This is a genomic window from Herminiimonas glaciei (assembly GCF_042664955.1).
Taxonomy (GTDB): Bacteria; Pseudomonadota; Gammaproteobacteria; order Burkholderiales; family Burkholderiaceae_D; genus Oxalicibacterium; species Oxalicibacterium glaciei.
Map to the genome: position 1 here is coordinate 1,495,961 of NZ_JBHTBU010000001.1, position 20,628 is coordinate 1,516,588.

16 protein-coding genes and 1 tRNA gene are annotated in these 20,628 nt (G+C 52.1%); 6 read left to right on the forward strand and 11 right to left on the reverse strand.

Features of this window, described 5'->3' with window-relative positions; all coding sequences use genetic code 11:
• Nucleotides 1–201: 201 nt before the first annotated feature.
• The 11 genes from ACFQPC_RS06635 to ACFQPC_RS06685 form a co-directional block, all read right to left on the reverse strand.
• On the reverse strand, nucleotides 202–1,620 hold the full coding sequence (locus ACFQPC_RS06635; protein ID WP_382270966.1) for an amidohydrolase family protein: 1,419 nt from the start codon (nucleotides 1,618–1,620) through the stop codon (nucleotides 202–204).
• A gap of 115 nt (nucleotides 1,621–1,735) precedes the next feature.
• The gene (locus ACFQPC_RS06640; protein ID WP_382270968.1) at nucleotides 1,736–2,824 is read right to left on the reverse strand and encodes a BMP family ABC transporter substrate-binding protein; all 1,089 of its coding nucleotides are present in this window, start codon (nucleotides 2,822–2,824) and stop codon (nucleotides 1,736–1,738) included.
• Nucleotides 2,825–2,872: 48 nt separating this feature from the next.
• Nucleotides 2,873–3,805 carry an ABC transporter permease gene (locus tag ACFQPC_RS06645; RefSeq protein WP_382270969.1) on the reverse strand — a complete coding sequence of 311 codons (933 nt, stop codon included), beginning with the start codon at nucleotides 3,803–3,805 and terminating at the stop codon, nucleotides 2,873–2,875.
• On the reverse strand, nucleotides 3,790–4,884 hold the full coding sequence (locus ACFQPC_RS06650; protein WP_382270971.1) for an ABC transporter permease: 1,095 nt from the start codon (nucleotides 4,882–4,884) through the stop codon (nucleotides 3,790–3,792). The genes ACFQPC_RS06645 and ACFQPC_RS06650 overlap by 16 nt, the downstream gene beginning before the upstream one ends.
• The gene (locus ACFQPC_RS06655) at nucleotides 4,874–6,451 is read right to left on the reverse strand and encodes an ABC transporter ATP-binding protein (protein WP_382270973.1); all 1,578 of its coding nucleotides are present in this window, start codon (nucleotides 6,449–6,451) and stop codon (nucleotides 4,874–4,876) included. The genes ACFQPC_RS06650 and ACFQPC_RS06655 overlap by 11 nt, the downstream gene beginning before the upstream one ends.
• Before the next feature lie 82 nt (nucleotides 6,452–6,533).
• Nucleotides 6,534–7,619, reverse strand: a complete 1,086-nt coding sequence (locus ACFQPC_RS06660) for a CobW family GTP-binding protein (protein ID WP_382270975.1) — start codon at nucleotides 7,617–7,619, stop codon at nucleotides 6,534–6,536.
• 14 nt (nucleotides 7,620–7,633) lie between these two features.
• Entirely contained in the window at nucleotides 7,634–7,987 is a 354-nt protein-coding gene (locus ACFQPC_RS06665) for a hypothetical protein (RefSeq protein WP_382270977.1), read from the reverse strand.
• 218 nt (nucleotides 7,988–8,205) lie between these two features.
• Nucleotides 8,206–8,793, reverse strand: a complete 588-nt coding sequence (locus tag ACFQPC_RS06670) for a UbiX family flavin prenyltransferase (RefSeq protein WP_382270979.1) — start codon at nucleotides 8,791–8,793, stop codon at nucleotides 8,206–8,208.
• Nucleotides 8,790–9,815, reverse strand: coding sequence for an XdhC family protein (locus ACFQPC_RS06675; protein WP_382270980.1), 1,026 nt, complete (start codon nucleotides 9,813–9,815; stop codon nucleotides 8,790–8,792). Before ACFQPC_RS06675 ends, ACFQPC_RS06670 begins: the two co-directional genes overlap by 4 nt.
• Before the next feature lie 69 nt (nucleotides 9,816–9,884).
• The gene (locus ACFQPC_RS06680) at nucleotides 9,885–11,255 is read right to left on the reverse strand and encodes a nucleobase:cation symporter-2 family protein (RefSeq protein ID WP_382270982.1); all 1,371 of its coding nucleotides are present in this window, start codon (nucleotides 11,253–11,255) and stop codon (nucleotides 9,885–9,887) included.
• A 356-nt stretch (nucleotides 11,256–11,611) separates the two neighbouring features.
• Nucleotides 11,612–11,688 (reverse strand) — tRNA-Arg (locus ACFQPC_RS06685).
• Nucleotides 11,689–11,987: 299 nt separating this feature from the next.
• Between ACFQPC_RS06685 and ACFQPC_RS06690 the strand changes: the two genes are divergently transcribed.
• From ACFQPC_RS06690 to fliD, 6 genes are all read left to right on the forward strand, one after another.
• On the forward strand, nucleotides 11,988–13,517 hold the full coding sequence (locus ACFQPC_RS06690; protein WP_382270983.1) for a PAS domain-containing sensor histidine kinase: 1,530 nt from the start codon (nucleotides 11,988–11,990) through the stop codon (nucleotides 13,515–13,517).
• Nucleotides 13,518–13,621: 104 nt separating this feature from the next.
• Complete coding sequence (locus tag ACFQPC_RS06695; RefSeq protein ID WP_012079308.1) at nucleotides 13,622–14,269, forward strand: response regulator; 648 nt, start codon at nucleotides 13,622–13,624, stop codon at nucleotides 14,267–14,269.
• A gap of 198 nt (nucleotides 14,270–14,467) precedes the next feature.
• Nucleotides 14,468–16,054, forward strand: coding sequence for a GGDEF domain-containing protein (locus tag ACFQPC_RS06700; RefSeq protein ID WP_382270985.1), 1,587 nt, complete (start codon nucleotides 14,468–14,470; stop codon nucleotides 16,052–16,054).
• A gap of 472 nt (nucleotides 16,055–16,526) precedes the next feature.
• A complete protein-coding gene (locus ACFQPC_RS06705; protein WP_382270987.1) occupies nucleotides 16,527–18,038 on the forward strand; it encodes a flagellin N-terminal helical domain-containing protein in 1,512 nt (503 codons plus the stop codon).
• A gap of 83 nt (nucleotides 18,039–18,121) precedes the next feature.
• The gene (locus ACFQPC_RS06710) at nucleotides 18,122–18,502 is read left to right on the forward strand and encodes a flagellar protein FlaG (RefSeq protein WP_382270989.1); all 381 of its coding nucleotides are present in this window, start codon (nucleotides 18,122–18,124) and stop codon (nucleotides 18,500–18,502) included.
• A 96-nt stretch (nucleotides 18,503–18,598) separates the two neighbouring features.
• Nucleotides 18,599–20,620: a flagellar filament capping protein FliD gene (fliD, locus tag ACFQPC_RS06715; RefSeq protein ID WP_382270990.1), complete on the forward strand. Its 2,022-nt coding sequence runs from the start codon at nucleotides 18,599–18,601 to the stop codon at nucleotides 20,618–20,620.
• The last annotated feature ends 8 nt before the right edge of the window (nucleotides 20,621–20,628 follow it).

Consider the following 20,628-nt stretch of genomic DNA (forward strand, 5'->3'; position numbering starts at 1 on the left):
TCCGCCAGTGAGCAATCTCCTATCGAACCATTGCGGCCTTGCACCGCCGGATGTTCAATTGAACGCTTATACCCACTTACTACTTCTTTATACATTTCGCCAACTTGGCATGTCAAGGCGAAATGGAAAAACCGTTTGATATATCGGTAATGCTGCTAGATCATTTTTGTCTGCAGATAAATCACAAACCGTTCAGACCTCTCAGACATCACTGATCAAACGTAAAACATCAGCACGCGCCTCGGCACGCAAGGCTGCCATATCGAGTCCGGGGATCGCATCATCCTCAACCACTATCGCACCATCGACCAGCAACCATTTCAAACGTGGCCGGCCACCGCTGGCGACCGGACCTATCGCCATATCATGCAAGCCGAAATAGCGCGGCGCATCGAGGTCGTACACGGCGAGATCCGCCGCCTGTCCGACTTCCAATGTGCCCACGCCTTCGAAGCCCAGCATCTTTGCACCATTCGCCGTGGCCCAATGTATGACTTGCTCGGCGGTGGCGCTATCCGCTCCGGCCTCGCCCTCGCCTTCAGGACGTGGTCGGGTCGCAGCGCCTGCTTTGGCCCTGTGCACCAGCCAGCAAAAATGCACTTCGCTAAGCATGTCCGCGGCTTCATTCGATGCCGCGCCATCCACACCCAGCGTCACCATCGCGCCCAGTTTTTCCAACATGGGCGCGTTCGCAATGCCATCCGCCAGACGTGCATTACTCTGCGGACAATGCGCCATGCCAGTGCCGGATTTTCCCAGGATCTGCATCTCGGTATCGGTCAGATGTGTCAGGTGTGCCAGCGACACATCCGGACCTATCCATTCATGTTCAGCCAGGAACTCTATCGGCAAGCAGCCAAACTTCTCGCGGCAATACTCCATATACGAAACTGATTCCGACATATGGGTGTGCATAGGTATACCCATGCCACGTGCGATGCGGGCGATGTACTTCAAGTCTTCGGGTCGCACGGAGACGGTCGCAGTGGTCGGCGCCATCGCCACGCGGGTACGTGGTCGTGGTCCGTTTTGATGGAAGCGTGCAGCAGTTCTTTCTACATCAGCCAGCATACCGTCCAAGGTCTCAGGCTGCGCCTGATTGCTGGCATTCGTTTCCAGCTTGCGCGTGACTGTCGCGCCACCGCGCAACAACATAAAGCGCACGCCTAAAGCTTCTGCTTCATCGAATAAAACTGCGGATGGATCGTAGGCCATGCCTGGTGTGTAAATGTAATGATGGTCGGCGATGGTGGTACAACCCGACAGCATCAGCTCTATCATCCCTATGCGCGCTGCCAGGCGCAGGCGCTCTTCATTGAAGGAATGACGATACAGATAAGGTACCGATTGCAGCCACGGACTCAGCGTCTGGTTGATACCACTCGGTACGCCTTTCAGCAGCGATTGAAACAAATGATGATGCGTATTGACCCAGCCCGGATAAATCACGCAATCACGTGCATCCAATACCCGCTCGCCATCCTGCTGCGTCAGGCCATTACCCATTTCAGTGATGACACCTTGTTTGATACGTATATCGCTGGCCTTGCTACGCGCATCCGTGCCCGACTTGCCAGTGAGGATGGCATGCGCATTTTTGATGAGTACATTGTTTGTCATTTGCTTGATACCTTCTTTAATACTCTTGAATCAGCGAAGGCAAGCGACAACGTGAGCACATTCGCATAAACAAGGGCTGGTTCAAAGACCAAAATTTCCTGGCACTTGCGGTAGCTTATTTTTGTGGCATCGAACCATCCACGCCTTTTACCAAGAAATTCATATTATTTATTTCATCATCAGTCATGATCTTGCCGGCGGCCACACGCTCCTTGCCATCCTGATCGTAGATCGGGCCGGCGAACGGATGTAATTTCCCATCGATGATGGCGCGTTCATCGGTCGCCATTTTTTCGCGCGCATCAGCTGGCACTGCGCTATTCAGTGGTGCCATCTTGATCATGCCTTCACGCAAGCCGCCAAGCACCTTCTTCGACTTCCAGCGACCGGCCAGTACCTCCTCCACCTCTTTGATGTAATAAGTACCCCAGGTATGAACCAATGAAGTCAAATTGGTTTTTGGACCAAATTTAGACATATCCGAGTAATAACCCAGCGTGTACACGCCCTGTGCCTCTGCCATCGTAACTATCGAGATACCGGATGGAGCGTAGGCGAGAATGTCGGCACCCAGCTTGATCAAAGTGTTCGCCGCATCGCGTTCCTTACCTGGGTCATACCAGGAATTGACCCAAATCAGTTTTACCTGCGCCTGCGGGTTGACGCTACGCAGCCCCAGCGTGAAGGCATTTATTCCCTGTAACACTTCCGGGATGGGGAAAGCACCGACATAACCAACCACCCCTTTCTTGCTCATCTTGCCTGCCAACACACCTTCCAGATAACGACCTTCGTAATAACGTGCGTTATAAGTTCCAACGTTGGGTGCTGTCTTGTAGCCAGTACCCTGCATAAAAATCACATTAGGAGCCTGCCGCGCCACCTTGATGGTCGGCTCCATGAACCCGAACGATGGTGTAAAAATAAGTTTGCAGCCCTCTTGCACAAAATTCCTGATCACACGTTCAGCATCAGGTCCACCGTGTATATTGTCCACATACTTAGTGGTAATTTTGTCGCCCATCGCGGCAACCAATTCTTTACGTCCCAATTCATGCTGATATGCCCAGCCGCTCTCGCCTATCGGCGTTGCGTATAAAAAGCAAGTTTTCAGCGGTTCTGCCGCCTGCACCGAAACAGCAAAGCCCAGGCCCACAGTCAGGCCGACGACGGAACGATGTATATGACGAAAATCGTATGACATTTTAGGTCTCCTCTTTTTTATAGATAAACAAGTGTCAAAAACTTCTCTTCATGCGTCCGGACGGAATGGCTGGCCCAGCGAAAAAGGTGCGTTGAGGCGTATCATGCTTACATTGCGCGAGATGAGCACCAGTACCACGATGGTTGCCAGGTAAGGCAGCGATGACAGCAATTGCGAAGGTACGTCAAGCTTCAAGCCGGCCCCCTGGACAAATAGCTGCAAGATCATCACACCGCCAAATAAGTAGGCGCCAAATACCACGCGTAAGGGACGCCAGGTGGCAAATACCACCAGGACCAGGGCGATCCAGCCGCGCCCGGCTACCATGCCTTCACTCCAGAGTGGCGTGTAATATACCGAGAGAAAAGCACCGCCCGCTCCTGCCATCGCACCGCCGAAGGCAACTGCCAGGTAACGCAGGAAAATCACGCGATAACCGACTGCATGTGCGGCCGAAGGTGACTCCCCCACCGCACGTAACACCAAGCCCCAACGACTGCGATACAAAAACCAGATCACTCCGACTACCAGTAACCAAGACGCATATACCAGCGATTGATGATTGAAAAATGCAGGACCGATGAACGGAATATCAGCCAGTATCGGTACAGGAGTAGGCAAGACAGCGGGTGCCGGTGCCGCCTCATACGATTTACCGATAAATGCCGACAATCCAATGCCAAAGATGGCTAATGCCAGACCGGAAGCAACCTGGTTCGCCAGCATGGTCAATGTCAAGAAACCAAATACCAGCGACATTGCACAACCAGCGGCCATACCAGCCAAAACGGCAAGCAAAGGATTAATACCGGAAAATCCCAGCAAGAATCCAACCACCGCACCGACCGACATCATGCCCTCAGCACCCAGGTTCAATACCCCCGCCTTTTCGGTAACCAACTCTCCCATTGCCACGATAATCAAAGGCGTACCAGCCGCGAGAGTGGCAGCAATAATAGAAGTAATCAGGTAGTTTTCCATAACCAATTCCTCCAGTTAATTGCGCCATCAAAGCGAAATCTGTAAGCGATAAACAAATCCGAGGCAAGCAAGAAAAACAGCAACATGCCCTGAAATACTTTAGAGATAGAAGATGGCAGGTTCACGAATTGCTGTGCTTGTTCACCCCCCAAATACAGCAGTGCCATCAATAAACTGGCAAAGAAAATCCCGACCGGATGGAGGCGTCCGACAAACGCGACGATGATTGCGGCAAAACCGTAGCCGCTGGAAATGGATTCAGTCAGCTGCCCCATCGGACCTGCTACTTCGACCATCCCCGCCACACCGGCCATCGCGCCACCTGCCAATAAACCGATCCAAATGGTGCGCGACGCCGAATAGCCTGCATAGCGCGCAGCCGATTCGGCTTGCCCGGAGACCTGCATCTGATAACCCCAGAAGCTACGCTCAAGGAAGATATAAGCCACTCCTAGCGTAGCCAAAGCAAACAGGAATGCCAGGTTTAAACGGCTGCCTTCGATGAGCAATGGCAGTAAGGCCGAATCAGCAAATATTCTGGTCTGCGGAAAATTAAAGCCTTGCGGATCTTTCCAGGGATCGTGTATCAACCATGAAGCAAAGAATTGGGCGATATACACCATCATCAATGTGACCAGGATTTCATTCGCATGGAAACGGCTACGCAGGAATGCAGGAACAGCTGCCCACAAACCGCCGCCGACAGCTCCGGCCACAAGCATCATTGGCAATACCCACATGCTGGTACTGTGCTGGAAGTACAGTGCAACGCCGGTCGCTGCAATCGCACCCAGGATGAATTGCCCTTCTGCGCCGATATTCCAGACATTTGCGCGATATCCAACCGCAAGGCCAACCGCAACCAGCATCAAGGGTGTCGCTTTCAACAATAATTCAGACACGCCATACAAATCACGTACCGGATTAAAGAAGAAGATTTTGAAGCTTTCGACCGGATCTTTGCCGAGCGCAAAAAACAAAATGAAACTTCCTACCAACGTCAGCGCAATGGCAAATATCGGCGAAAGGTAGCGCATGCGTCGTGACGCCTCCGGACGTGCCTCGAGTCTAAATAGCATAACGAATCTCCGTGGTGTTCAGGCTTTGCTCGGTAGGAGTGACAGCCTCCGTACTATTCCATCGGCCGCCCATGAGCATTCCAATTTCCTCGACATTGGTGTCTCGGCTTGGCATGGCGGGGGACAATTGCCCGCCCGCAATGACCGCAATGCGATCACTAATTTCAAACAATTCGCTCAGCTCTTCGGAAATCACCAATACCGCAGTACCCGCATCGCGCAGATCAAGCAAGGCTTGTCGTATGAACGCTGCGGCACCGACATCGACTCCCCAGGTCGGCTGGGCAATGATCAACAGTTTTGGTTCTTGCATGATTTCGCGGCCAACAATGAACTTTTGCAGATTACCGCCGGATAAGGAACGGGCTTGTGCGCCAGGGCCACCGCATTTGACATTGAAGCGTGCGATACAGCGTTCAGCAAAATCGCGCACCACGTCGAAGCGAATCAAGCCATTGCGCAACATGCTGCTGCCATATGCAGTCAACAGGGCGTTCTGCGCCAGCGACATGCGTGGCACCGCGCCACGACCAAGACGCTCTTCGGGTACGAAGCACAAGCCAAGTGTACGGCGTTGACCCGGGCTCATACGGCCCGCAGCGACACCGCACACTTCTATTTGCGCCGCTTGCGACAGTGGCATCTCGCCTGAGAGTGCATACAGCAGCTCTTGTTGGCCGTTACCTGAGACGCCCGCGATACCGACAATCTCCCCAGCTTTGACTTCCAACTGAATATTCTTCAGGTCGACACCAAAAGGATCATCCGATACTTGTGACAGCTGCTCGACCCTCAGGCGCAGTTCACCATCTACATTAGTAGTACTACGTTGGCATACCGGCAGGTCCTTGCCTATCATCAAGCGCGCCATCGACTGTGGCGTTTCTTGCTGCGGTATGCAGGTACCGCTGACTTTGCCGGCCCGCAACACGGTAGCCGCGTGGCAAAGTTCCTGGATCTCATCCAGTTTGTGGCTGATATATAAAATGCTGCAGCCGTCACTCGCCAACTGCCGCAAGGTATCAAACAACTTCTGTACTGCCTGTGGAGTAAGCACAGAGGTCGGCTCATCCATGATCAGCAAGCTGGGATTTTGCAAAAGACAGCGGATAATCTCCACCCGTTGCCGTTCCCCCACCGACAAGCCATGTGTCTGCCGCATGGGGTCGACCACCAGGCCATAGCGCTCGGATATTTTTTCGATGCGACGCGCCAGATACTGCAGGTCTGGCTTACCGGGCATGGACAAGGCGACATTTTCCACCACACTGAGTGTGTCAAACAGTGAAAAATGCTGGAACACCATGCCAATTCCGAGCTGGCGCGCATGCGCCGGACTTTCTACCCGGACGGGCCTACCCTCCCAAATCATGTCACCCGCAGTTTGATGCGTCACGCCATAAATGATCTTCATCAGCGTGGACTTACCGGCGCCGTTCTCTCCGAGTATCGCGTGAATCTCTCCCGGCATGACAGTCAAATCAATGCCATCGTTGGCAACCACCGATGAATAAACCTTGCAAATTCCCCGCAACCTCAGCCGCGGTATATTGGCTTGCTCGCTCATCTTCTCCTCCTTCACAGCATCGTTTCTTCACCTATCTACGTAAGTTCTGAATCTGGCAGTGTATTTAGCTCTTCCTTGCTCTCTACTTCTCCAGGCAGGCAAGAAGTCCGGTCTCCAAAGCGGAACGATCCAACTTGCGGCCAATGAATACGAATTTACTGCTTGGTTTTGTCTCTTCCCATGCATCGGCAGGGCGTAATTCCATGATGCGATGCACTGCCTGCAATACATGGCGCCTGTCATCGTCAGCAATGGAAAGAATCCCTTTCAAGCGGAAGATATCGTCGCCGTGGACTGCCAGCAGTTGCGACAAATGTTCATTCAGCGCTTGTTTGTCAAAAGGGATATCGAAGACAAATGAAACGGAAGTGACCGACGGGTCGTGCAAATGACCTGGCACCGCGCTTTCCAACTGTTCATGGCTATGCTTATGATGTTCACATGCATCGTCACAAACATGATCGTGGCCATGCAAATGCACATCGAGAAAATCCGGATCAGCCGCCATCACCGATGAAGTGGAGAAGCCGCCTATGCCGAGGATCTTGCTGAGATCAACTTGAGCATGACTCGAACTCAATATCTGTGCACCGGCATTCAGGCTACGCATGCGCATACGAAGTGCATTAATGGCCTTGGCATCGACTAAATCCGTTTTATTGATAATGATACGATCAGCCGCGACGATCTGATCCAACGCCTGATTATCGCTGCCCTGCAATTGCGGATCATCGAGATGATCATTGATGTGCATGGCATCCACTAAAGTCACGATTCCGTCCAAGTTCACCTGACGCGCGACCTCATTATCCATAAAGAAGGTTGCCGCGACCGGGGTCGGATCAGCCAGGCCGCTGGTCTCAACCAGGATATGATCGAACTGCTCGCTACGCGCCAGCAACTGCTGCAGAATGCGTACCAGATCGGTACGCACATCTATGACGCAACAGATGCAGCCATTCGTCATTTGAAAAATCTCTTCATCCGAAGTCATGACCAGATCGGAATCTACGTCGACTTCTCCAAACTCATTTTCGATCACTGCAATCCGATGTCCATGCTTTTCGGTAAGGATGTAATTGAGCAGCGTCGTCTTACCCGCCCCGAGGAAACCGGTCAAGATAGTGACCGGCACCTGTTGCGCGCCTATCTCTGCATGCTGATTCATAAGGGCTGCTTCATTCATATCGGCTCCGATATAGTGGGAAGGGTCTGATAGGCGCACATAACACGGCAGCGCAAAAAAGCATCGAATGCTTGCTGTTCATTGGAAATAGAATCGTGACCAGGCTGCTCTGCGTCCTGACTGCTGTCCTGCTCTTGATATCCAGGTAAGGTGTACCCAGTTATTAGCGCGCTTATTAAGATAAGAAGCGAGAGGAAGCCAAGGGCAGCGGCACCAAGGTATAGGGACAGCGCAGCCTCATCAGCGGAAGATACAAACATCCGCAGTGCCACGACAAGGAAAAAGAGAAAACCTAGTCCGACCAGAAACAAGATCGACGACTTAATGAAGATGAAGAATGAGTTAGGCATCACAGCTCCGGTAAAGAGAACTCACATCACTGTTAAGTCGCCCGATATATCCGGGGCAACTTGTACACAGTGAGCAATCTCCCGCCTCTATCCCCCGGCATTGCACCTCAGGATGTATAGCTGATCGCTTCTACCCACTCATGCGGCTATTTATATTTTCTATTCACGTGCATGTCAAGAACAAACATATTTCAAGCCAATCTCCAAACTACGATCAGCTACATATCGCCACTTCTTCGAAGTCCTTCCCAGCGTTGCAACAAGCCGCTATGTTCAACTTCAAAAAGATCCAGGATACGACCAACCGTGTGATTGACAATATCGTCAATTGCGCTTGGTTGGTTGTAAAAAGCTGGCACCGGTGGTGCAACAATTGCACCCAACTCAGTGACCGCAACCATATTTCTTAAATGCGCAAGATTAAGCGGCGTCTCTCGCGCTACTAACACCAAACGCCGTCGCTCCTTCAACATGACATCTGCAGCGCGGGTTATCAGGTTATCGGACAAGCCATGTGCAACTGCAGCAAGCGTACGCATGGAACAAGGCGCAATTACCATGCCATTGCATTGAAAAGAGCCACTTGCAATTGACGCCCCGATGTCACGCACATTGTGTACCACGTCCGCCAGGCCTTCTATTTGCGCCCTATCCAACTCCAATTCATGCGTCGCTGTCATTAAACCGGATGAAGAGATCACCAGATGGCTTTCCCAATCATCGACTTGTGACAGCAGCTCTAACATCCTTATGCCATATATTGCGCCGCTGGCACCAGTAATTGCTATTACCAAGCGCTTTTTCATGATGAACTTCCGCACAAACTTTCTGCTTGCGGTTGATGCCGCGCACGTTTTGCATACTCAATACGTGCCTCATCCAATAGCGGAATCCCATTTTTTACTGCAGTCATTTCCGCTAGAATAGAAATCGCAATTTCAGCTGGTGTTTTACTACCGATATACATTCCGATCGGACCATGCAGCTTACCCAACTGGACATCACTCACATCAAACAATTTGAGCCGTTCGCGTCGTTTCGCATTGTTGCCACGTGAACCAATCGCACCAACGTAAAAAGCATCCGAGCGCAAAGCTTCCATCAATGCCAGATCATCCAGCTTCGGATCATGCGTCAATGCAATGACGGCACTATGGCTATCCAACTTATGTTCGCTAACAAAGTCATCCGGCATTGCATGTACAACTTCGACCTCAGTCAAGGACCAGGTCTCGCGGTATTCTTCACGCGGATCACAGACCGTCACGTGGTAATCCATGCCAGTCGCAATGTGCGCCAGGAAACTCGACAATTGTCCAGCACCGATTATCAGCAAGCGCCAACGTGGGCCATGTATAGTGGTCATCGCAGTTGCAGACACTTGCATACACATCCCAGGACTAGCCGGACCTAGGCTTACTGCCCCAGTACTCAAATCAAGGCGCCGCGCGACCAATTCGTTTTGCTGTATTTTTTTCAAAAGCTCCGCTATACCACTGTTATGTGACAAAGGTTCAATCGCCAGCTGAATAGTACCGCCACATGGCAAACCGAAGCGATGTGCTTCATCAGCTGTAATCCCATAAGTCACGATTTCCGGCCACCTTCGCGTAATCCCCTCCTTGCGCACGCGACAAATCAAATCGTCCTCAATACAGCCCCCTGAGACCGAACCTATCACCGTGCCGTCTTCACATATCGCCAGCATTGCCCCTTCCGGGCGCGGACTGGAACCCCAGGTCTTGATGACGGTGATCAGTTCGCATGAACGGCCAACAGATATCCATTCTGCGCAGCTTTTTAAAACCTCAAGATTGATGCTGTCCATATTGCCTCACCATGAAAAGTTCCTGCCGTCGGGCGATCCCGCTTATTGCAGTTGCCTATCATCAGGTCTTCATACCCTATCTTCCACTCCAAGCTTCTCGACAACATCGGAATGACGATAGTTAAACAATATATTCAGGGTTACTGCTGTGAAGGTGGTTAACAGAATGCCGTTCTGCATAAACTTGCTTAACAATTCCGGCAACTGCGAAAAGAAACGCTCGCCGACCAGCGGAATGATACCCAGGACCAGACTCACCGCAACGATGTAGAGATTTTTGGCATTCCCGGCAAAGTCAACACGCGTCAAGATCTTAATACCAGCCGCGGCCACCATGCCAAACATCACGACCGCGGCACCACCGAGCACATATTGCGGGATAGAAGCGGCAATGAAAGCCATTTTAGGCAGACATCCAAGCACAACTAGAATGACACCAGCAGCGACACATACCCAACGGCTTCGTACACCGGTCATCTGAACCAAACCGATATTTTGTGCATATGAGGTATAGCAAAATGTCCCAAACACGCCACCGACCATATTACCTACACCGTCCGCACGCAAACCGCGCGCCAGAATATCGCGCGTAATCGGACGTCCGATGATGTCACCCAAGGCGATGAAAAGACCGGTAGATTCGATCATCATGACGATCATGACGATAGAGAGCATGACGATAGAGAGCGGATCGAAGGTCGGCAGGCCGAAATGAAAAGGGGTAATCAGGCTGAACCATGAGGCCGTCATCACGCCGGAAAAATCCACCTTGCCGAGCAGCGCCGCGATAATGAAGCCAAAGACAATCGACAGTAGCACTGCAATATTGGCTAGGAAGCCCTTCGCAAAAGCAATCAGCAACAACACGGACAGCAACACAACACCGGCCAGAGCCAGATTCACCGGGATGCCATACAGCGGATTAGGAATTGGCCCTGTCGGGCTGGATATCATCGGTTGTCCGCCGGCAGCCCAGTTAATACCAACGCGCATAAGTGAAATACCGATCATCAGCACGACCGAGCCAGTCACCACCGGAGGGAACCAGCGCACCAGAGAACTCATATAAGGCGCAGCGAAATAGGTAAAGATACCAGAACCAATCACCGCGCCAAAGATAGCCGGCATACCAAGGTCCGGATTGCTACCAATCGCAATCATCGGTCCGATCGCAGTGAAGGACATACCCATCATGACCGGGAGACGAATGCCTACATGGCCTATGCCCATGCACTGAATCATGGTCACTACCCCGCAGCAAAACAAGTCGGCACTGATAAGAAAGGCAATGTCTTCCTTCGACAAATGCAGCGCGCCGCCAATGATGAGGGGGACGGCGATAGCTCCTGCATACATTACCAGTACATGCTGCAGGCCAAGTACGAAAAGCTTAGGTGGCGGGATACGCTCATCGGCGGTATCCATCAGGGCGGAATTCATCAGGCCGTCTCCTAGTTTTATCGCCCGATTTCCTGACTTGGCATCCCCGGCGGCGCACTCGATTCAATCAAGCGCGAGATGAGATTGCCATCCCATCAAACATCGGTAAATAGCAATAAAAATATTAATCCATCGCATTAGACGATGAATTAATAGTTAACCACAGGTATTTTTAGAAGATCTAGGCAAAAAACTTCAGGTGTGCATGCGGGAGTAGCGATCAAACTGCGTGCGTGAGGACAAGTACGAAAAATGAATGTGAAGAGGGAAGAAGGGTTATGCGCTAACAAACACTCGATAAAAAACACGCGCTTTAATAGAAAAAAGGGCCCATCTTGCGATGGACCCTTTATATCTGGTGCGGCTGGCAGGAATCGAACCCACGACCCCTTGGTTCGTAGCCAAGTACTCTATCCAGCTGAGCTACAGCCGCCAAAGAAAAAATTATAGCATGAGTAGAATTCATTTTGGAAGCCTAGTCTGCAGATTTTTATTTAATTTATTCAACAAAAGCATATTTTCTTACTCTGACGCGCTAATGACGCGGCATCCTGCGCTGATTTTAAAACGTATTCATATATACATCTTTATATAAGAAAGGATCAAAGTACACGCAGCAGCATCGTATACGGTCCTCCTACTAATCGCCGTCGCAACAAATAACTTATGCTAAAGTCGCCCCAGCGGTTTTCAGCTGCAATCATATATAACGCATAGCTTGCCGGAGACGAGATGATCGCCCGTCATATAACAAGCAATATTGAACAAAAGGGAAACATCATTAACACGATGCATGCCGAATGGCTGCCAACGATCCTACAAGGATCGTTCAGCGAGATCTACGTTTTAAACTGCAACACCCTGCACTTCGAATACGTCAATCCGACTGCCTGCAAAAACCTGCAGTACAGCCTGGATGAATTAACCAGCATGTCGCCGACCTGCCTCGCGCAGAATGTCACCAAGGAAGCCTATGCCCGGTTCATCCAAGGCTTGCAGGATGGCAGCGACACTTCTATCGCAATCAATACGCAGCACACGCGCAAGGATGGCAGCAGCTATCCGATTGAATTCCAATTGTTTTACCTGGCCTCCGATACGGCACCGTCCATCATCGCGATTGGCAACGATGTCAGTTCACGCGACAAATCGGATAAGGCGTTGCGCGCCAGCGAATCGCGCCTGAGTGCGATGGTGTCAAACACCCCTGGCCTGGTGTACCAGTTCCGCCTGCGCAAGGATGGACGGTTTTCTTTTCCCTATGTCAGCGATGGCTGCGAAGCCTTGCTCGGGATCAGTTCGGAAGCACTCTGCGATGCCCCGGCACTATTCACCGGTTTGATTTTGCATCAGGACATGGCGTCTTATCGTGAAACCATGCGTATCTCGACCGAGCAAATGATTAACTGGAACTGGGAAGGCCGCATCTGGGTCGAGGAATGGAAAGATATCAAGTGGATTAACCTGCGTGCCACGCCACGCGCGCTGGAAGATGGCAGCGTGCAGTGGGAAGGCATCATGACCAATATCACTGCCAGCAAACAGGAACAGGAAGAAATCATACGTTCACGGGCACAACTCGCCGAGCTGTCAGAGCACGTCAACACCGTCAAGGAAAAAGAACGCACTCGCATCGCGCGTGAGATACACGACGATCTCGGCGGCAATCTCACTGCCATCAAAATGGCACTGGCACTGTTAACCCGGCGCCTGCCGGGCAAATCGCCGGAGTTACTGGAGAAAGCCGCCTATGTCGAATCACTGGTAGATCGCACCATAGAAACCGTACATCGCATCGCCGGCGACCTGCGGCCCGGCATCCTCGATTTTGGCCTGGTGGCCGCCATCGACTGGCAAAGCAAGGAATTTGAAAAGCAGTTGGGCATACCCTGCGAGTTCATTACGAACCAGACTGAGATCGATCTGGATCTGGACCAGGCGACTGCCCTGTTCCGCATCTTCCAGGAAGCACTGACGAATATCGCCAAACACGCGCAAGCCAGCCTGGTCACAGTCCAACTCATGCACGCGCCGCAATACGTGCGCCTCGAGATTATCGATAATGGCCGCGGCATCGAACTGGCTGATCGCGCCAAGCCTAAATCCTTTGGCATCCGCGGTATGGTCGAACGTTCGGTGGCGATGGGCGGCAGCCTGTCGGTCAGTACTGCCCCCAAAGGTGGCACAGTCGTTGCTATTAACCTACCCTTGCCCACTACATCAGTGTCTGGCAACATCCAGACGCATAATATTGGGCATTAAACGACAGAATTTGGCGGTCAGGAACCTTGGTGCGCCAAAATTTGTCACATCCAGACAAATAGCCAACTAGAATCTGGCGCAGTTATGCAGACTCTATAAGAACAATGACAACGAAGAATGTAATTAAAGTCTTGATTGCCGACGATCATGCGATCGTACGCGAGGGTTTGAAGCAAATCCTGGCTGACACGAAAGATATCGTTGTGGCAGGCCACGCAGAAAACGGCATAGAGGCGATCAAGCTCTCCCGTGAAGGCGCTTGCCAGGTATTGTTGCTGGATATCTCGATGCCGGACCGCAGCGGCATTGAAGTATTGAAACAGGTCAAGAAAGAATCCCCGAAAATTGCCGTCCTGATGCTTTCCATGCACCGGGAAGACCAATACGCGATACGTTCACTCAAGGCAGGCGCTTCCGGCTACCTGAACAAGCAAAGCGCGCCGGCCGAACTGGTGAATGCGATACGCCAGGTTGCTGCCGGACGCAAATACATTAGCGCCGCATTGGCGCAGGAACTGGCCAACCAGATCAGCGACGACCACGAAACGCCCCTGCATGAAACCCTGTCGGATCGTGAATACCAGACCCTGACCATGATCGCATCCGGCAAAACGGTCAGCGACATTGCCAATGAACTGGTGCTGTCGGTCAAAACCATCAGCATGTATCGCTCACGTTTATTGCAAAAAATGAAACTTCGGCACAATGCGGAATTGACGCATTACGCCATCAAGAATCATTTGGTCGACTGATTTACGGCCTTAAGCAATGTTGCCTTAAAGGCATCGCAATCCGCCACCTTCCCTGTCTTTTGTTGCATTTTGGATAAAGCGACAAAGTGGTCATCATTTGCCTGCTTAATCCCCTCATCAAACTTGTCTACATAGTTATATTATTGCGAAATAGGCCGCTATCCAGCCATTCCACAATAAAGAAACGCGCGTGCATTCATGCAAGACAAGCGAGACCCTCCGTCACAAAACCCTGCTGAAATCGCACGAGAAGCTTTTCGCCAACTGGCTGTTCGCAGGATAGCCCCGACTCCCGATGCGTACCGTGCGATCTATGACGAGATTGCAGGCTATGCCGCGCAACCGACGCCGGAAGAAATCCTGGCGGAATTTGCTGCGTCGCTATCAAGCGCACCGGACGGTGTCGCCATCATCGGCAAGACTTTACAAGAGGCAGCCACCACTTCGTATTGGCCCGACTTCAGCAAAGGCCTGACGCAACTGGTCAAGCATTATCAGACGCAACTGGCGATACAAGCCAATAGCACCGCTACCGCCGCCCCGGTCGCTCAAAGTGCACCATCCTTGTCACTGGTGGATGATCCGCAACCCGCCTTGCTGCGCGACTTGCTGACCCGCACGCTGACGCTGGCCGTCGCATCGCTCTTGCAGGGTGCGCCTGACCTGGCCGCCGAAGCTGAGGCGCTGGGACGCTCCGTCAAGGATGCCGATACCGAAGCCCGCTTGAATGAAGTATCCGTCAAACTCAAGCAACTCTGCTTCAAGATCGAACTCAAGAGCGGTGACATGGCGCAGCAACACGAAATGCTGTTGCGCCTGTTCCGACTGCTACTGGAAAACATCGGCGGACTGCTGGAACACGACTCATGGATGCACGGACAAATTGAGGCAGTACGCAATCTGATCTCCGCTCCTATCAACGACGTTGCGCTCAATGAAGTAATGCGCAGCCTGAAAGAAGTTATCTATAAACAGGGCACGCTGAAAAACAGCATCAACGATGCCAAAGTTTCCGTCAAAAACATGGTCAACACATTCATCGATCGCCTTGCAGACATTGCCAACACTACCGGCAACTATCACCAGCAAATTGACAGGTATTCCAAGGAAATCACGCAAACGGCGGATATCAATAAACTCAGCAAAATCCTCGACGAAGTCAAACGCGAAACACGCATTGCACAGACGGAAGCACTGCGTTCACGCGACATCGTGCTCGCGGCCCGCAAGGATGTCGAAGATGCGGAAGCACGCATCCATAACCTGGAACAGCAACTGGAGCAAATGAGCGAACTGGTACGCGAAGATCAACTGACCGGCAGCCTGAATCGGCGCGGCCTGGATGATGTACTGGAACGCGAAATAGCGCGCGCCGACCGTCGCGCGTCGCCACTCTGTATCGCGATGCTGGATCTCGACGATTTCAAGAAAATCAACGACAAGTACGGCCACATAGCCGGGGATGAAGCGTTGATCCACCTGGTACGCGTCATCAAGGATACCCTGCGCACCATGGATGTCATTGCCCGCTTCGGCGGCGAAGAATTCCTGATCGTCCTGCCCGATACGCCGCTGGATGAAGCCATACAAACCATCACACGCCTGCAACGCGAGCTGACCAAGCAGATTTTTATGCATAACCACACCCGCCTGCTGATGACTTTCAGTGCCGGCGTTGCGCTGCGCAAAGAACAGGAAGACCAGGCGGCAATGATCAAACGTGCGGATATTGCCCTCTACGAAGCTAAAAAAGCCGGCAAGAATCGCGTCATTCCAGCCCAATAAACCAAATCAAAGGCTGTCATTACCGCCTTTGATGAGGGATTTCAGCAGAAAAGTCTGGTTCAAGGCCTGGTTCGACATCGCTTTTCCGCTATCTTTTTGTTATCCCTACCCTTTTCCCTGAAATTTTTTCGTTTATTTTTTGCGACAGCCAACAGCGCCTGGCAACTAAATAGTGTCACTTTTACCAACTCTCCACACGACAGGAAATTGGAAAAGTTAAGGGTAAATTCGCTTTTTATTTGTTTTAAATCTCACATTATTTTCTTAAAGATTTTCCAGATAGCAACCGACAAAGGACATATCTGGCTGCAGTTCGGGCGAGACCGGGAAAAAATTAGTTTCAGTCCATCACTAAACTTTTCCCGGAACCGTCCGATAAAACTTACAACGACGCTGCATATGCAATAAATCGCACGGCAGACGTTGAAGTGCTTCAGTCGGACTTCCATCGGACTACAACAGGAGAATTAACATGGCCGCAGTCATTAATACCAACATCTCGTCGCTGAATTCACAACGCAACCTGACCGCATCGCAATCTTCCCTCGCTACTTCGCTGCAACGCCTGTCGTCAGGTCTGCGCATCAACAGCGCAAAAGATGATGCTGCAGGCTTGGCAATTTCTGATCGTATGACCAGCCAGATCAACGGCTTGAACCAGGCAGCACGTAATGCCAACGACGGCATCTCGATGACGCAAACAGCTGAGGGTGGCCTGGCAACAGCAACCGACCTGCTGCAACGTATGCGTACCCTGGCAGTTCAATCTGCCAACGGCACCAACTCCGCATCTGACCGCGCTTCGCTGCAAGAAGAAGTCGGCCAACTGCAACAAGAGTTGAACCGTGTTGCTAACACAACCCAGTTCAACGGCCAAAACGTTCTGGACGGCTCGCTGAGCAACGCTCAATTCCAGGTTGGTGCTAATGCTAACCAAACGATCAACTTCTCGATCGGCAACACCCAAGCATCCGCTATCGGTAACAATGCTGTTAAATCCAACGGTACCAGCACTACTGCTGCTGCAAGTACAGCCGCTGGCGTAATCCAGAAAAACACGACCGCTGCTCAAACCTTCACTGTTCAAGGTAACGGCACAACATCGACATACGCAGCTGCTCTGGGTGCCAGCGCTTTTGATATCGCTAAAGGTATCAATGCTGCATCCGGCTCGACCGGCGTAACAGCTACTGCAACCACAACAGCGACACTGGCTAACTTCACAGCTGGCAGCCAATCGTTCACGATCCAGGGTGCACCAAAAGCTGACGGTTCAGCCAACCCAGTAACAGTAACCGCTACCATGGCTACTGCAACTGACGTCGGCGGCCTGGCTGCTGCGATCAATGCTCAATCTGGCGTAACCGGCATCAATGCAATTGCTGATACCTCGACAGGCAAAATCGCGCTGAGCCAAGCGCAAGGTTATGACATCGGCGTGACCAACAACCTGCTTGCAAACAACTCGACAACACTGGCTGGTCCTACCGGCACAGGCGTAGCACTGGTACGTGGTGCATTGAATGCTGCAGCAGTAGGCGACTCGGCAACTGTTGGCGGCTCGCTGGCATTCAACTCGGCAGGCTCGTTCACAGTTGGCACATCGGCTGCAGGCACAGTATTGACAACAGCTGCTAACTCGAGCGCACTGTCGTCGGTTGCCAGCATCGATATCACCAAACTGACCAACGGCATCCCAAGCGGCGCTAACGATGCATTGCAAGTCATTGACTCTGCTCTGGCAAACATCAGCTCTTCCCGCGCTTCGCTGGGTGCGTTGCAAAACCGTTTCACATCAGTTGTTTCTTCGCTCAGCACCACCAGCGAAAACTTGAGCGCAGCTCGCAGCCGTATCCTGGATGCTGACTTCGCTTCGGAAACAGCTAACCTGACACGTGGTCAAATCTTGCAACAAGCTGGTACCGCAATGTTGGCACAAGCGAACTCGCTGCCTAACGGCGTGCTCGCCCTGCTCCGTGGCTAATCCTAGCCTCTCAGCAGCGTAGTAAGAAATGAATCCCCGGCTGCATTTTCGTAGCCGGGGATTCGTTACAACAGGAGTCAATTATGGATATCGGACAAATTGCTAGCAGCGCCAAGGCAGGAACACGAATCGATCCGCAACCGCTGCCCGTAAATAGCAGCACGGCAAGTCCTGCCGCCAAGGGTGCCTCTGCCCCCGTACTCACTACCGGAGCTGTTCAGCAACCGGATGCCGCCAGTGCGCAAAGCCAGGTCGGTCAAGCACTACAAAGCATCAACAAAGCACTGCAAGGCCTTTCTTCCAACCTGGAATTCACTGTCGACACAGACAGCAATCGCACCATCGTCAAAGTCGTAGATCAGCAGACGAAGGAAGTGATACGTCAGATGCCGTCTCTCGAAGCGATTGAAATTTCCAAAGCATTGGATAAATTGCAAGGTTTGTTGGTGAAGCAAAAAGCATAAATTGCATCAAACAGACGGGTAATTCGCCCTCTAACCTTGGCCTTACCCCCGTCTGCCTTCCTATATATTGTGGTTTTTCTCTAGCAGGAGAAGCAAATGGCCGTTTCATCAATCGGCGTTGGCTCCGGTTTACCCCTCGACGACTTATTGACCAAGCTCATGACGGCTGAAAGCCAGCCTCTGACCTTAATGGCGCAAAAGGAAGCGAGCTATCAAGCCAAATTAACCGCTTACGGCACCCTCAGTGGCGCGCTCAGCGCATTTCAAACAGCAATGGCATCGCTGGGAAAAAGCTCGACTTTTGAAAACCTGCAAACCACTGTTGCGGACAAAACTATCCTGAGCGGTACTGCCAGCACCAAGGCGGCAACCGGTAACTATCAGATCAATGTCAGCCAGCTGGCACAGGCGCACAGTTTATCCACCGCCGGACAAACCAGTAAAACAGCCCTGATCGGCAGTGGCGCGACGACGACGCTGACTTTCCAGTTCGGCACCATCAGCGGCGGCACCCTGACCGACGGCACCTATACCGGCGCGACCTTCACGCAAGACGCCAAGCAGGCAACAGGTACTGTCACCATCAAGAATGGTGACAACTCGCTGCAAGGAATACGTGATGCGGTCAATGCTGCCAATATCGGCGTGACCGCCACCCTGGTTTCCAATGGCAGCGCAGCACCAGACCACCTGGTCTTTACATCGAATAAAACCGGTGCGGTTTCCAGCATGAAAATCGACGTGGATGGTGACCCGGCTTTGCAAAGCTTGCTCGGATACGATCCGGCCGGCACCCAATCGCTGAAACAAAACAGTGCAGGACAAAACACCCAGTTGACGGTGAACGGTTTCTTCGTCGATAGCCCGACGAATGAAGTCAAGGAAGCAATTCAAGGTGTGACCCTGAATGTTTCAAAAATCGGCAACACCACCATGAGCATCGCCAAAGATACGGCCGCGGTAGAGACCAGCGTCAAGGCCTTTATCAAAGCGTACAACGATCTCACGGGAACCATCAAAAAATTGACCGCCTACGACGCAACTACCAAGACCGGTGGACTGCTGGTTGGCGATTCCACTGCCCGTACCATCCAGGAACAGCTCAGCAGAACACTGTCGGCGTCACTGGAAGGATTGAGCAATACGAATATGTCCCTGCCACAGCTCGGCGTGACAGTGCAGCGCGATGGCACGCTCGCGCTGGATTCCGCCAAGCTCAGCAAGATGATGGACACCAACTACAATGACATCGCGGGTCTGTTTGCCACAGTCGGCAAAGCAACGGACAGCCTGATCAATTTCAATGGTTCAAGCTCGGCAACCAAGGCTGGCAGCTACGACATCACCGTCACCAAACTGGCAACCCGTGCCGAAATGACCGGAGACGTTAATCTGAATGCGGGCAGCACTACCATTGCGCCAAACACGAAGATGAACATCACGCTCGATGGCATCAGTTCAAAAATCAGTTTGACTGAAGGTACCTACACGGCGAAGGAACTCGCAGCGATGGTGCAGTCTGCCATCAACGGCGCATCTGAAATTTCGAAAGCTGGTTCCAAAGTAACTGCAACCATAGACAGCAATGGCTTCCTGAATCTGCAATCGGACCGCTACGGCTCCGCTTCCAAAATCAGCATTAACTCAGAAACCGGAACACCGGTCTCTACCTTGCTCGGTTCCGTATCCAGCGGTACCAATGGCGTAGACGTCGAAGGCACCATAGGCGGCATGACCGCAACCGGCTCAGGTCAAATCCTGAGCGCAGCCAAAGGCTCGGATGCAGCTGGACTGAAGATAGAAGTTGTCGGCGGCACCTTGGGTAGCCGAGGCAAAATTGACTTCTCGCAGGGCTATGCCGATCGCCTGAGTAAATTGACCGATAACTTCATCGGCACTGACGGCCTGATCGCCGGCAATACCACCAGCCTCAACAGCAACATCAAGCGCCTGACGGATGATGCGGATGCATTCAAAATCCGTCTGGCTGCGATTGAAGCGCGCTATCGCAAGCAATTCACCGCTTTGGATACCCTGGTTTCCAGCATGCAGTCGACACAAAACTATCTGACACAACAGCTTGCCGCGATTGCTGCGAATAGCAGCTCGAGCAAATAAGGCTACGG